A 12,385-nucleotide genomic window follows, 5' to 3' on the forward strand; every position below is an offset into this window, starting at 1 on the left:
CCCACTCAAGGAGAGCCACCGACCATGGCCGCCATACGCCGCCCGCTCGCCCTCGCGGCAGCCATCGCCACCGCCGCCACCACCGCGGCCCTGAGCCTGCCGTCCGTCGCCGCTGCCGCCCCCGCGGCGGGCACGGCAGCACCCAAACTGGAGCTGAAGAACGGCACGCTCGACTGGGGCGTCAAGGAGTCCTTCCGCAAGTACGTCAAGGGCATGGCGCTCGGCGACATCACCACCGCCGACGGCGCGCGCCAGGCCCCGGACAACGGCCCGTTCACCTTCACGGACGGCACCGGCACGTACGACATGGGCACCCACGCCGTCGCCACCACCTTCAAGGGCAGTGTCCGCTTCACCTCGAAGGCCCACGGCTTCGACATCGAACTGGCGGACCTGAAGGTCGCCACCCAGGGCAGGACGGGCGCCATCACGGCAGACGTCACGGCGGCGGGCAAGACGCAGGACGACGTGGCGCTGGCGTCGCTCGACCTGTCGGCGGTGCGGCCGGGCAGCGGCTCGGGCGGCGCGATGACCTTCGCGAAGATCCCGGTGAAGCTGACCGCCAAGGGCGCCGAGGCGTTCAACGGCATGTACAAGGAGGGCCAGGAGCTGGACCCGGCCACGCTGTCGGTGACTCCGGCGAGCACGCCCGGAAAGCCCGCGCCGGGCGGGGACGGCAAGGACAACCAGCACGGCAAGGACGGCGAGAACGGAAAGGGCGACAAGGGCGGCCAGGAGGACAAGGCGGGAGCGCAGACGGGCAGCAGGTCCGGCGGCGGTTCCGGCACCCACCACGGCTCGGGCTCGGGCTCCGGCACCGGTTCCGGCGGCGAGCAGCCGTCCACCACCCCCGACTCCTCCGGGGCCGCGCCGTCCGCCGCCGCCTCCGGCAAGATCGTCGACGGCACTCTCGACTGGGGCGTCAAGAAGTCCTTCCGCGACTACGTCACCGGCCCCATCGCGCACGGCAAGGCCGAGCTCGCGGGCGGTGCCGTCACCTCCGCCGCCGGCTACCGCTTCCCCAAGGGCCACGGCACGTACGACGCCGCCAAGGCCGACCTCGCCGCGCAGTTCAACGGCTCGGTGCGCTTCACCGGCCACGAGGGCGTCCTCGACCTGAAGTTCAGCAACCTCAAGGTCAAGGCGAGCGGCACCAAGGGCACCCTGGTCGCGGACGTGTCGGCCAAGTCGCGCGCCACCGGCAAGGTCACCAACACCCCCGGCATGGCGGTGGCCGACCTCAAGGTCCCGGCCGGTGCCCTCACCGCCAAGAACGGCGTCGTCACCCTCAAGAACGTGCCCGCGACGCTGACCGCCGCCGGCTCCAAGGCATTCGAGAACATGTACCAGGCGGGCCAGGCCCTCGACCCGGTGACGGCCGCCGTCTCGGTGGACCCGAACGCCCAGCTGCCGGACGGCGGCGCGGCGGACACCTCGGGCACCCCGGCCGCGGGCGGCTCGGCCGGCGGCAGTGGGAGCGGCAGTGGCACGGCGAGCTTCAGCAGCGGCAGCACCGCTGGCTCCGGCAGCGCATCGCTGGCGGCCACCGGCGTCTCCGCGTCCAACGGCACGCTGGCGGGCGTGGCCGGCGCCCTGATCGTGGCGGGCGGCGCCGCCACCTTCGCCGTGCGCCGCCGCACCGCCCGGTGACCATGACCGGCCGGTCCGCCCGGTGATCCGCCGCGGCGCCCGGTAACCCTCCGGACCGTCCGGCAATTCCCCGGACCCCCACATCCCCCGGGCTCCGCACCCCACGGGCCGCCTCCCCACACCCCACACAGGCGCGCCCCGGACCCAGGGGGCCGACCGTACCCGCCGCGCACGCCTCCGCGCGGCGGGTACTTCGGCGTTCTCGCGCGCACCCGCACCCCGGCGGGCCGAAGCCGCCACAGGCACGATGGAATACGGTCATGACAGCGCCACCGGCCCCCGAACTGCACGTCGTACGCGTCTTCTGCGGCCCCGGCGGCAGGGGCGGCAACCCCCTGGGCGTCGTACGGAACGGAGCCGCCGTACCGGACCGGTCCGCGCGCCAGGCCCTGGCCGCCGAACTCGGCTACAGCGAGACGGTGTTCGTGGAGGGGACCGGCGCCGACGACGACGCGGACGCCGGACGCCTCGACATCTACACCCCCGGCGTGCGGCTGCCTTTCGCCGGACACCCCCTGGTCGGTACGGCGTGGCTGCTGCGGCACCTCGGACAGCCGGTGACCGTGCTGCGCCCGCCGGCCGGCGAGGTGCCGGTGGCGTACGACGGGCAGTACGTGTGGGTGCGGGGGCGCCCGGAGTGGGCCACCGGGCGCCGTACGCGGGAGTTCGCGGCGCCTGCGGACGTGGACGCGCTGTCCGGGCCGCCGCCCGGGGACGGCCCGCTCTACGTGTGGGCGTGGCAGGACCGGAGCGCGGGCACGGTGCGCGCCCGCTTCTTCCCCCGCCGCGGCGACGGCATCGTGGAGGACGAGGCCACGGGCGCCGCGGCGCTCACCCTCGCGGGCGAGCTGGGCCGTGCCCTGGACATCCGCCAGGGCACCGGCTCCCGCATCCTGGCGCGCCCGCACGAGGACGGCACGATCGCGCTGGGCGGCCGCGTGCTGCCCGTATCGCCGAGGGCCTGACGGGAGCCGGTGCCCTGGGACAAGCTGTGGATGTGAAGGCAGCCGCGGTCCCGGGAGGAACCGGACCGCCGCTCGCGCTCACGCGTTCACGCGCTCAGCGGAAACTCGTCCCCCAGCTCCTGGAACACCGCCGTGTTGAGCGCGAAGGCCCGCTTGCACTCGTCGACCACCCGCTGCTTCTCCAGGTCGTCCACCGGCAGCGCGTCCAGCAGCTCCCGGTACTCGCGCTTGAAGGCGGCGGGGTTGCCTATGCCCTCGAAGACGTAGAAGCGCACGCCGTCGCCCTTGCGGGCGAAGCCCCAGGTCTTCTCGGCCGTGCCGCGGATGATCTGGCCGCCGGAGAGGTCGCCGAGGTAGCGGGTGTAGTGGTGGGCGACGTATCCGGCGGGCCACCGGCGGGCGCATTCGGTGACGCGCTCGGCGTACGCGGCGGTGGCCGGCAGCGGCTCCAGTCCCGTACGCCAGGAGGGGCCGCCCAGGTGGGCCAGGTCCCGCTCCAGCTCGGCCGTACGGGCCAGCTCCGGCCGGATGAACGGCCCGGCGACCGGGTCCCCGGCGAGTGCCTCGGAGGCGTCCTCCAGCGCGCGGTAGACGAACCACAGCTGCTCGGTGTAGCGCCGGTAGGCCGGGACGCCGAGTTTGCCGCCGAGCAGGTCGCCCATGAAGGACGAGTTCTCGGCCTGCGTGTGCTGCTCGTGCGACGCGGTGCGGATCAGGGTGGAGAACGGCACGGATGCGTCGGACGGCGCGGACGGGGTCGAGCTGGGCGCGGCCAAGGCGGACCTCCGGGGACCGGTGGGGTGCGTACGGGTTCAGATTGTGGTTGGTTAGGCTTACCTAAGTCAACCTGTTCCCGACGTCGTGTCGGTAACGTTTCCGACAGCGTGTCGACAACCTTCCCGACATTATGTCGGTAAAAACCCCGGGGAAAAGGCCCCCGCGGCACCGAAGTCGCGGGGGCCCGGAAAACGGCGGCTACGGAAGCGTGAGGATCTCCGCGCCGGTCTCCGTGACGACGAGGGTGTGCTCGAACTGCGCGGTGCGCCTGCGGTCCTTCGTCACCACCGTCCAGCCGTCCTCCCACATGTCGTACTCGTGCGTGCCCAGCGTCAGCATCGGCTCGATGGTGAAGGTCATGCCGGGCTTGATGTCGGTGGTGTGGTGCGGGCTGTCGTAGTGCGGGACGATCAGGCCGGAGTGGAACGACGAGTTGATCCCGTGGCCGGTGAAGTCGCGGACGACCCCGTAGCCGAAGCGCTTGGCGTACGACTCGATGACCCGGCCGATGATGTTGATCTGGCGGCCCGGCTTGACCGCCTTGATCGCCCGGTTCAGCGACTCGCGGGTCCGCTCGACCAGGAGCTTGGACTCCTCGTCCACGTCGCCGCACAGGTACGTGGCGTTGTTGTCGCCGTGTACGCCGTTGAGGTAGGCGGTCACGTCCAGGTTCACGATGTCGCCGTCCTTCAGGACGGTCGAGTCCGGGATGCCGTGGCAGATGACCTCGTTGACCGAGGAGCACAGGGACTTCGGGAAGCCGCGGTAGCCGAGGGTGGAGGGGTAGGCGCCGTGGTCGCACATGAACTCGTGGGCGACCCGGTCCAGTTCGTCGGTGGTCACACCCGGCGCGATCAGCTTGGCGGCCTCCTCCATCGCCTGGGCGGCGATCCGCCCCGCGATGCGCATCCGCTCGATCGTTTCCGCGTCCTGCACCTCGGGACCCGTGTACGGGGTGGGCGCGGACTTGCCCACGTACTCGGGGCGCGCGACGGAGGCGGGGACGGGGCGGGTGGGGGAGATCTTCCCCGGGACAAGAAGCGACTGGCCAGACATGCCAGCGAGTGTATCCGTGGCCCATCGGGCAGGATGGCGGCACAGGAGTCGCAGACAGGAGGCCGTGATGGCGCTGTTCAAGAGGCGGACGGCCGGCAAACCCGGCGAATGGTACTACTGCCTCAAGCACGGAACGGTCGAAGAGGGCCCCGAATGCCGCGCCGCCGACCGCTTCGGCCCGTACGCGACGCGCGAGGAGGCGGCCCACGCGATGGAGACCGCCCGCGAGCGGAACCTCGAATGGGAGACCGACCCCCGGTGGCACGAGAAGAGCGGCGAGAAGGGGCCGGGGGAGTCCGCCTAGGGCCGAAGGGGTGCGCGTACGGGTGGGCGCCGCGCGCCGGGGCGGGGCGGCTCCCCGGGCGTGGCCGCCCGGCTACGCCGCCGTCGTGGTCTCCGCCCGCGCCCCGCGCGCCTCGCGCATCCGCACCGCGTGCTCGTTGGTCCGCGCGTCGTACGCCAGCAGCTTCGGGAGCGCCGCGGCCAGCCCCACCACCCCGGCCACACACAGCACGCCGCCCGCCCACACCGACGTCCGTACGGACGTGACGGCCGCCATGCCGCCCGAGCGGACCTGGCCGAGCTGCGGTCCGACGGAGTACGACAGCAGCTCGATGCCCGCCAGCCGGCCGCGCAGCTCGTCGGGGATGGTCTGGTTCCACATGGCCGACCGGAAGATGCCGCTGACCATGTCGCACGCCCCGGCCGCGGCCAGGCTCAGCAGGACCAGCCAGACGTTCGACGCCCAGCCCGCGGCCGTCATGGCCAGGCCCCAGGCCGCCGCCGCGTACAGCACCGCCCGCCCGTGCCGGTGCACCCGTGAGGTCCAGCCGCTGGTCAGGCTGACCAGGCAGGACCCGACCGGCAGCGCCGCATACATCAGGCCCAAGGCCCACGGCGCCCCCAGATCGTCCGCCAGGAACGGGAAGATCGCCATCGGGAAGGCGAAGAGCATGGCGGTCAGGTCGACGGCGTACGTACCGAGCAGTTCCTTGCGGTTCCAGGCGTAGCGCGCGCCCTCCCAGATGCCGCGCAGCGACGGCTTCTCGGCGTCGTGCGAGGCCGGGGAGGCCGCCAGCCCGACCGCGAGCGCGACGGATACCGCATACGTGACGGCGTCGATCGCGTACGCCCACCGCAGCCCCGCGTAGGCGAGCAGCACACCGGCCAGCGCGGGTCCGGCGATGGCGCCGACCTGCCAGCGCAGGGCGTTCAGCGCGGACGCGGCGGGCAGCTGCTCGTGCGGGACGATACGCGGCACGATCGAGTCGAGGGCCGGGCGCTGGAGTCCGGTGAGCGCGCTGGTCGCCGCCACGATCACGTACAGCGGCCAGATCAGCGGGTCCGGCAGCAGGCTGTTGACGAGCAGCAGCACCGACAGCAGCCCGAGCGCCGCCTCGGTCCACAGGATGAGCTTGCGGCGGTCCATGGCGTCCGCGAGCGCACCGCCGTACAGGCCGAAGACGATCAGCGGCACGATCTCCACCGCGCCCACCGCACCGACCGCCAGCGTCGAGCCGGTCAGCTCCTTGAGCTGAAACGGTACGGCGACGAGCGTCAGGAACGACCCGAACACGGTCACGGCGCCCGCGCACCACATCCGGCGGAAGTCGGCGGAGGAGCGCCAGGGCGCCAGGTCGGGAAGCAGGGCGGCGGCGCGGCGGGAACGTTTCGGCGGGGGGTGGTCTTCTTCGGTCACAAGGGACCATCGTGCGGCCGGGCCGGTCGGTGGGCAACCGAATTGAATGCGGGCCCGGCCGGCGCGGCGGACGGCTCCGTCCGGCAGCCCGCGGGGCCGACGCCGTGGCGCGACCGTTCATCCCTCAACCGGCCCCGCTCACGCGGATATCGGCGCCCAACGGCAGATGGATTCCGGATGGCTTCGAGGCGTCGGACGCATGGCGCTCCGGTGCCCGGCGCGCCGCGGTGACGCGGTCGGGTGGAGTGCCGCGCCAGACGTGTGCCGTGCCTTGACGGCCAGTTGGGGGCTCCCTATGGTCACGCTGACAGAGGACGTCCTACGTCCGGCCGTTGGGGGAGGACCCATGGCTCACGAGACTTCCCTTCCGTTCCGCGCCGGGTCCGAGGGCTACGCGAGCTTCCGCATCCCGGCCGTGGTCACCACCCGCCCCCCGGCCGCGGGCGGGGACACCACCGCCACCGCCACCGGCACCCTGCTCGCCTTCGCCGAGGGCCGGGTGCACAGCGCCGCCGACCACGGCGACATCGACATCGTGCTGAAACGCTCCACCGACGGCGGCCGCACCTGGGGCCCGCTCCAGGCCGTCGCCCGCAACGGCACCGGTACGGCGGGCAATCCGGCGCCGGTCGTGCTGGACAGCGGCCGGATCGTCCTCGTACAGGTGCGCAACGCCGCCACCGCCACCGAGGACCGCATCCGCCGCGGCCTGGTGTCCGCCGCCGACGGGCGGCGCGTATGGGTGCAGCACAGTGACGACGACGGCGCCACGTGGAGCGTGCCGCGTGAGATCACGGCGCAGGCCAAGCGCTCCAACTGGCGCTGGTACGCCACCACCCCCGGCCACGCCCTGCACCTGCGGTGCGGCCCGCACGCCGGCCGTCTGGTCGTCCCCGCCAACCACTCCATCGCCCCCACCGTCTCCGGCGACAACGGCACCGAAGGCCGCTACAACGGCGGCCACGTCCTGCTCAGCGACGACGACGGCGCGAACTGGCGCATCGGCTACACGGACAGCAACCCCAACGGCTACATCAACGCCAACGAGACGACCGCCGCCGAACTCCCCGACGGCACCCTCTACTTCAACACCCGAAACGACTCCCCGGCCCCCGGCAACCGCGCCGACGCCCACTCCGCACCCGCGGCCGGCGGCGAACGGCTGATCCGGCCCTTCCGGCCGCAGGCGGGGCTGACCGGGCCCGTCGTCGAGGGCAGCGTGCTGCACCTGGGCGAGCCCGATGTGCTGCTCTTCTCCGGCCCCGCCGACCCGGACGCCCGCGCGCTGATGACCGTACGGGCCAGCCGTGACCGCGGTCTGACCTGGTGCGCCGCGCACACCGTCGACGGGCTGCCGGCCGCCTACTCCGACCTCGTACGGATCGACGCCGCGACCGTGGGGCTGCTCTACGAGACGGGCGACTTCAGCGCCTATTCGACGATCACCTTCCGCCGTATCCCCGTGGAGGAGCTGGCATGAGCACCGGTACGTACGACAGCGACCGGGACCGGGGCCACGACCGGGGCCGGGGCCCGGAGCCGGGCCGGGTCCGCCGCCGGTCCCTCCTCGGCGGGGCCGCCGCAGCCGCTGCCGGGTTCACGCTGGCCGGCTGCGGCGACGGGGACGACGGCGCGGCGCCGAAGGAACGCAAGAAGGGCCAGAAGATCCAGCTGTCGTTCTGGTCGTGGGTGCCGGGCATCGACAAACCGGTGGACCTGTGGAACAGCGAGCACCCGGACGTACAGGTCGAGGTGGAGAAGGTGTCCGCCGTCGACGGCCGCCAGTACGCCAAGATGCACGCCGCCGTCAAAGCCGGGAACCCGCCGGACCTCGCCCAGATCGAGTTCCCCGTCGTCCCCGGCTTCCTGCTCGACAGCGCCCTGCTGGACCTGTCCGCGCTCGGCGCCGCCCGCTACAAGGACCGGTTCGTGGGCTGGCAGTGGCAGCAGTCCGTGTTCGGCAAGGGCGTCTACGCCATTCCCCAGGCGTCCGGCCCGATGGGATTCTTCCTGCGCAAGGACCTCTTCGACCGGTGGAGCATCCAGCTCCCGCAGACCTGGGACGAGTACGAGGAGGCGGCGAAGGCGGTCCGCCGGCAGGGCGCCTGGATCGAGACGTTCGCGCCCACGAACGGCAACCGCTTCGCCGGGCTGTCCTGGCAGGCGGGCGCCAAGTGGTACGCCACCCAGGGCGACACCTGGATCGTGCACATCGACGACGAGCCCACCCGCAAGGTCGCCGACTACTGGGAGTCGCTGGTCCGGCGCAAGCTCGTCAAGACCATCCCGGACCGGCAGAACGCCTGGTACAAGGACATCCAGACCGGCGCCATCCCCGCCTGGATAGGCGCCAGCTGGGGCGACGCGCTGCTGGCGGGCAACGCGCCCGGCACCAAGGGCAAGTGGCGCGTCGCCCCGCTGCCGCAGTGGCAGAAGGGCGCCAACGTGCATGCCAACTGGGGCGGTTCGACCACCGCCGTCTTCGCGAAGGCCGCCTACCCCAAGGACGCGCTGGACTTCGCCCTGTGGCTCAACTCCGACCCGAAGTCCATCGCGCTGCTGATCGACGGCGGCTACGGCTTCCCGAGCGCGAAGAAGGGCTACGCGACCGCCGACCTCGACGTGTACCGGGACTTCTTCGGCGGCCAGGCGTACAGCAAGGTCTTCGCGGACGCGGGCGCGCACGTCGACACCAGCTGGCAGTGGGGGCCGGGCGTGGACACCCTCTACCAGCGGCTCGGCGACGCCTTCACCGAAGCGCTCGACAACGGCAGCTCGTTCCGGTCGGTGCTGAAGACCGTGCAGGGGCAGACCGTCGCCGACCTGCGGGGCAAGGGCCTGAAGGTGGAGAGCGGCGGGTGAGCCGACCCGACCGCGGCTTCAGTGGCGGTGGCGGTCGCAGCCGCAGCCGGGCCGACGCCGGTCGCGTGCGGCGGGCGCCCCGCCTCACCCGTACCGAAGCCCGCAACGCCCGCGCCGCCGCCGGTTTCGTCCTGCCCTTCCTCGCCCTCTTCCTCCTCTGCTTCATCGCCCCCATCGTCTACGCCGTCCACCAGAGCCTGTACCGCACCGAGCGCACCGGCCCGCTCGGCCTCGGCGGCCAGGAGCGCGAGGTCTTCGCGGGCCTCGCCAACTACGCGCACGCGCTCGCCGACGACCGTTTCCTGACCGGCTTCGGCCGGGTGCTGCTCTTCGGCGTCGTTCAGATACCGCTGATGATCGCCCTGGCGACCGTACTGGCCCTCCTCCTGGAGAGCGCGAGCGCCCGCGGCGTCACGTTCTTCCGCAGCGCGTTCTTCCTGCCGTACGGCGTCCCCGGCGTCATCGCCTCCATCCTGTGGGGCTTCCTGTACGTACCGGGCATCAGCCCGCTCGTGGAGATCGGCGGATCGCTCGGCCTGCATGTGGACTTCCTCGCCCGCGACACCGTCCTGTGGTCCATCGCCAACATCGTCACCTGGCAGTTCACCGGCTACAACATGCTCGTACTGATCTCCCAGCTCAAGGCCGTACCGGAGGAGCTGTACGAGGCGGCGCGGATCGACGGCGCGAACGCCTGGCACATCGCCCGGCACATCAAGATCCCGCTGATCCGGCCCGCGCTCGTCCTGACCACCGTCTTCAGCATCATCGGCACGCTTCAGCTGTTCGCCGAGCCGATGGTGCTGCGGCCCCTCGCCGCCACCATCGACTCCGGCTTCACCCCCAACCTGCACGCGTACAGCGAGGCGTTCGTGAGCAACAACCAGCACGTCGCGGCGGCCGAGGCGGTGCTGCTGGCGCTGGTCGCCTGCGTGCTGTCGTTCGGCTTCCTGCGGCTGGTCGGGCAGCGCGGGAAGGAGGACGGCCGGTGAGCCGTACCACCGTGCGCAGGGACCCCGCACGGCCGTCCGGCGCCGCCGCCCGACCGCCCGGCGCCGCCACACAGGCCCCCCTCCAGTACCGCATCATCACCGCCTCCCTCCTCACCCTCGCCGCCCTCTACTTCCTCGTCCCCGTCTACTGGCTCGTCGTCTCCGCCACCAAGAACAGCGCCGACCTCTTCGGCACCTTCGGCTTCTGGTTCGCCCACCCGCGCCCCCTGGAACACCTCCGCGACGTCCTGACCTACGACCACGGCGTCTACGTCCGCTGGTTCGCCAACTCCCTCCTGTACGCGGGCATCGGCGCCCTCGCCGCCACCCTGCTCTCCGCGGCGGCCGGCTACGCGCTCGCCAAGTTCGCGTTTCCGGGCCGGGAGGCCGTCTTCAACCTCGTCCTCGCCGGCGTCCTCATCCCCGGCACGGCCCTCGCCCTCCCCCTCTACTTCCTCTTCAGCTCCATGGGCCTCGCCAACACCTACTGGGCCGTCCTGCTCCCCAGCGTCGTGAGCCCCTTCGGGGTCTACCTCTGCCGGATCTACGCGGCGGCCGCCGTACCCGACTCGCTCCTGGAGGCGGCCCGCATCGACGGCGCCGGGGAGGCCCGGATCTTCGCCGGACTGGGCCTGAGACTCATGACCCCGGCCCTGGTCACCGTCTTCCTCTTCCAGTTCGTGCACATCTGGAACAACTACTTCCTGCCGCTGGTCATGCTCTCCGACGCCGACCTGTACCCCATCCAGCTCGGCCTGACGTCCTGGACCGGCTACGCGGACCGGCAACCGGAGCTGTACCAGTACACGGTGGGCGGCGCGTTCCTGTCCGTACTGCCGCTGATGGTGCTGATGACCGTCCTCCAGCGGTACTGGCGTACGGGGCTCACCGAGGGCAGCGTGAAGGCGTGACAGTATCGCTGTCATGACTACTCCTGACGATGCCCGGACCGGCGACGGCGCGCAGCCCGTGAACGTCGCGACCGAAGCCAAGAAGGCCCTCAAGCGGGACCCCTGGGACCTGCCCGACGTGTCCGGCCTGGTCGTCGGCGTCCTCGGCGGCACCGGCGACCAGGGGCGCGGCCTGGCCTACCGGCTCGCCCGCGCGGGCCAGAAGGTGATCATCGGCTCGCGCGCCGCGGAGCGCGCCCGGGCCGCCGCGGACGAGCTGGGGCACGGCGTCGAGGGCGCGGACAACGCGGAGTGCGCGCGGCGCAGCGACGTGGTGATCGTCGCCGTCCCGTGGGACGGCCACGCCAAGACCCTCGAATCGCTCCGCGGGGAACTCTCGGGCAAGCTCGTCGTCGACTGCGTCAACCCCCTCGGCTTCGACAAGAAGGGCGCCTACGCGCTCAAGCCGGAAGAGGGCAGCGCCGCCGAACAGGCCGCGGCCCTGCTCCCCGACTCCCGGGTGACCGCCGCCTTCCACCACCTGTCCGCCGTCCTCCTCCAGGACCCGGAGATCGCCGAGATCGACACCGACGTGATGGTGCTCGGCGAATCCCGCGCCGACACCGACCAGGTCCAGGCCCTGGCCGCCCGCATCCCCGGCATGCGCGGCGTCTTCGCCGGCCGCCTGCGCAACGCGCACCAGGTGGAGTCGCTGGTCGCCAACCTGATCTCGGTCAACCGGCGGTACAAGGCGCACGCGGGGCTGCGGATCACGGACGTGTGAGGGGCGGGCGGGCTCGCCCGCACCGGGCGGACTCGGGCGGACCGGCCCGCCGGTGATCCCTTGCCCGCGCTCCCAGGCACCCATATCCTGAAAGGCTTTCCACCTCCGTGGAGGGCTTGCGCCCGGTACGTCGGGCGGGGATGCCCGGTGCGTCGGGCGGGAAGGGGCGTGCCCTCATGCGGTGGTCGACCCGGTGGTTGCCCTGGCCGCCCGCCCGGAAGGTCCGGGAGTCCGGGCGGCGGGTTCCGGAAGGAACGCGATGTCCCGTACGGACAGAACGAAACCACTGTGGGTACGCCACGCGGAGCACAGCCCCCGGCCGGTCCATGATCACCGCTACGGCCCCTGCGACCTGCCTCCGCGCCCGGCACGGGAGCCGGCCCACACCCGCTGCCGGTGGGCGGACCCCGGCGTGATGCTCCTCGGCCGCACCTGCTGCGCGGGCTGCCACCAGCGCGGCTGCGTCAGGGAATGGCAGGCGATGGTCAGGACCGGCAACCGCCGGGAACGCTACGCGGCCCGCCGCGAGGCCCGCCGTCACCTCACCGGAGCGGACGGCGACTGACCCCGCCTCCCGCCGCGTCCCCCGGGCGGCCACCCGGGACCATCGGCCCCGGCACCGGGACGCACGTCCCGTCCGCCGGGGCCTCGGCCGAGGCTCCCGGAGCCATGGTGGACACTGGAGAAAACACCACACACCCCCTCGCACA

12 protein-coding genes are annotated in these 12,385 nt (G+C 72.4%); 9 read left to right on the forward strand and 3 right to left on the reverse strand.

The annotated features are described in order from the left end of the window. The first annotated feature begins 24 nt into the window (after positions 1 to 24). Both ACFV57_RS25285 and ACFV57_RS25290 read left to right on the forward strand, forming a co-directional pair. Positions 25 to 1,650, forward strand: coding sequence for an HtaA domain-containing protein (locus ACFV57_RS25285; protein WP_385236571.1), 1,626 nt, complete (start codon positions 25 to 27; stop codon positions 1,648 to 1,650). Positions 1,651 to 1,910: 260 nt separating this feature from the next. Continuing rightward, positions 1,911 to 2,615: a PhzF family phenazine biosynthesis protein gene (locus ACFV57_RS25290; protein ID WP_385236574.1), complete on the forward strand. Its 705-nt coding sequence runs from the start codon at positions 1,911 to 1,913 to the stop codon at positions 2,613 to 2,615. An 86-nt stretch (positions 2,616 to 2,701) separates the two neighbouring features. On the opposite strand, the gene ACFV57_RS25295 is transcribed toward ACFV57_RS25290, so the two are convergent. Further along, the gene (locus tag ACFV57_RS25295) at positions 2,702 to 3,391 is read right to left on the reverse strand and encodes a heme oxygenase (biliverdin-producing) (protein ID WP_385236576.1); all 690 of its coding nucleotides are present in this window, start codon (positions 3,389 to 3,391) and stop codon (positions 2,702 to 2,704) included. A gap of 199 nt (positions 3,392 to 3,590) precedes the next feature. Beyond that, positions 3,591 to 4,448, reverse strand: coding sequence for a type I methionyl aminopeptidase (gene map / locus ACFV57_RS25300; RefSeq protein WP_385236579.1), 858 nt, complete (start codon positions 4,446 to 4,448; stop codon positions 3,591 to 3,593). A 67-nt stretch (positions 4,449 to 4,515) separates the two neighbouring features. On the opposite strand from map, the gene ACFV57_RS25305 reads away from it, so the two are divergent. After that, the gene (locus ACFV57_RS25305; protein ID WP_385236582.1) at positions 4,516 to 4,752 is read left to right on the forward strand and encodes a hypothetical protein; all 237 of its coding nucleotides are present in this window, start codon (positions 4,516 to 4,518) and stop codon (positions 4,750 to 4,752) included. A gap of 72 nt (positions 4,753 to 4,824) precedes the next feature. On the opposite strand, the gene ACFV57_RS25310 is transcribed toward ACFV57_RS25305, so the two are convergent. After that, on the reverse strand, positions 4,825 to 6,147 hold the full coding sequence (locus ACFV57_RS25310; RefSeq protein WP_385236585.1) for an MFS transporter: 1,323 nt from the start codon (positions 6,145 to 6,147) through the stop codon (positions 4,825 to 4,827). 346 nt (positions 6,148 to 6,493) lie between these two features. Between ACFV57_RS25310 and ACFV57_RS25315 the strand changes: the two genes are divergently transcribed. From ACFV57_RS25315 to ACFV57_RS25340, 6 genes are all read left to right on the forward strand, one after another. Further along, positions 6,494 to 7,627, forward strand: coding sequence for an exo-alpha-sialidase (locus tag ACFV57_RS25315; protein WP_385236588.1), 1,134 nt, complete (start codon positions 6,494 to 6,496; stop codon positions 7,625 to 7,627). Beyond that, on the forward strand, positions 7,624 to 9,009 hold the full coding sequence (locus ACFV57_RS25320; RefSeq protein ID WP_385236592.1) for an ABC transporter substrate-binding protein: 1,386 nt from the start codon (positions 7,624 to 7,626) through the stop codon (positions 9,007 to 9,009). The genes ACFV57_RS25315 and ACFV57_RS25320 overlap by 4 nt, the downstream gene beginning before the upstream one ends. A 65-nt stretch (positions 9,010 to 9,074) precedes the next feature. After that, positions 9,075 to 10,001, forward strand: coding sequence for a carbohydrate ABC transporter permease (locus ACFV57_RS25325; protein ID WP_385236813.1), 927 nt, complete (start codon positions 9,075 to 9,077; stop codon positions 9,999 to 10,001). Further along, on the forward strand, positions 9,998 to 10,912 hold the full coding sequence (locus ACFV57_RS25330; RefSeq protein ID WP_385236595.1) for a carbohydrate ABC transporter permease: 915 nt from the start codon (positions 9,998 to 10,000) through the stop codon (positions 10,910 to 10,912). The genes ACFV57_RS25325 and ACFV57_RS25330 overlap by 4 nt, the downstream gene beginning before the upstream one ends. A gap of 13 nt (positions 10,913 to 10,925) precedes the next feature. Further along, positions 10,926 to 11,675 carry an NADPH-dependent F420 reductase gene (gene npdG, locus ACFV57_RS25335; protein WP_385236598.1) on the forward strand — a complete coding sequence of 250 codons (750 nt, stop codon included), beginning with the start codon at positions 10,926 to 10,928 and terminating at the stop codon, positions 11,673 to 11,675. 259 nt (positions 11,676 to 11,934) lie between these two features. After that, the gene (locus tag ACFV57_RS25340) at positions 11,935 to 12,240 is read left to right on the forward strand and encodes a hypothetical protein (RefSeq protein WP_385236601.1); all 306 of its coding nucleotides are present in this window, start codon (positions 11,935 to 11,937) and stop codon (positions 12,238 to 12,240) included. Positions 12,241 to 12,385: the final 145 nt, after the last annotated feature.

This window comes from Streptomyces sp. NPDC059788, assembly GCF_042732265.1.
In the GTDB taxonomy this organism is placed as follows: domain Bacteria; phylum Actinomycetota; class Actinomycetes; order Streptomycetales; family Streptomycetaceae; genus Streptomyces.

Coding starts and splice junctions, on each gene's coding strand:
- map (WP_385236579.1), bottom strand. CDS start 4,448: ATGTCTGGCCAGTCGCTTCTTGTCCCGGGGAAGATCTCCCCCACCCGC.
- ACFV57_RS25315 (WP_385236588.1), top strand. CDS start 6,494: ATGGCTCACGAGACTTCCCTTCCGTTCCGCGCCGGGTCCGAGGGCTAC.
- npdG (WP_385236598.1), top strand. CDS start 10,926: ATGACTACTCCTGACGATGCCCGGACCGGCGACGGCGCGCAGCCCGTG.
- ACFV57_RS25305 (WP_385236582.1), top strand. CDS start 4,516: ATGGCGCTGTTCAAGAGGCGGACGGCCGGCAAACCCGGCGAATGGTAC.
- ACFV57_RS25285 (WP_385236571.1), top strand. CDS start 25: ATGGCCGCCATACGCCGCCCGCTCGCCCTCGCGGCAGCCATCGCCACC.
- ACFV57_RS25340 (WP_385236601.1), top strand. CDS start 11,935: ATGTCCCGTACGGACAGAACGAAACCACTGTGGGTACGCCACGCGGAG.
- ACFV57_RS25320 (WP_385236592.1), top strand. CDS start 7,624: ATGAGCACCGGTACGTACGACAGCGACCGGGACCGGGGCCACGACCGG.
- ACFV57_RS25290 (WP_385236574.1), top strand. CDS start 1,911: ATGACAGCGCCACCGGCCCCCGAACTGCACGTCGTACGCGTCTTCTGC.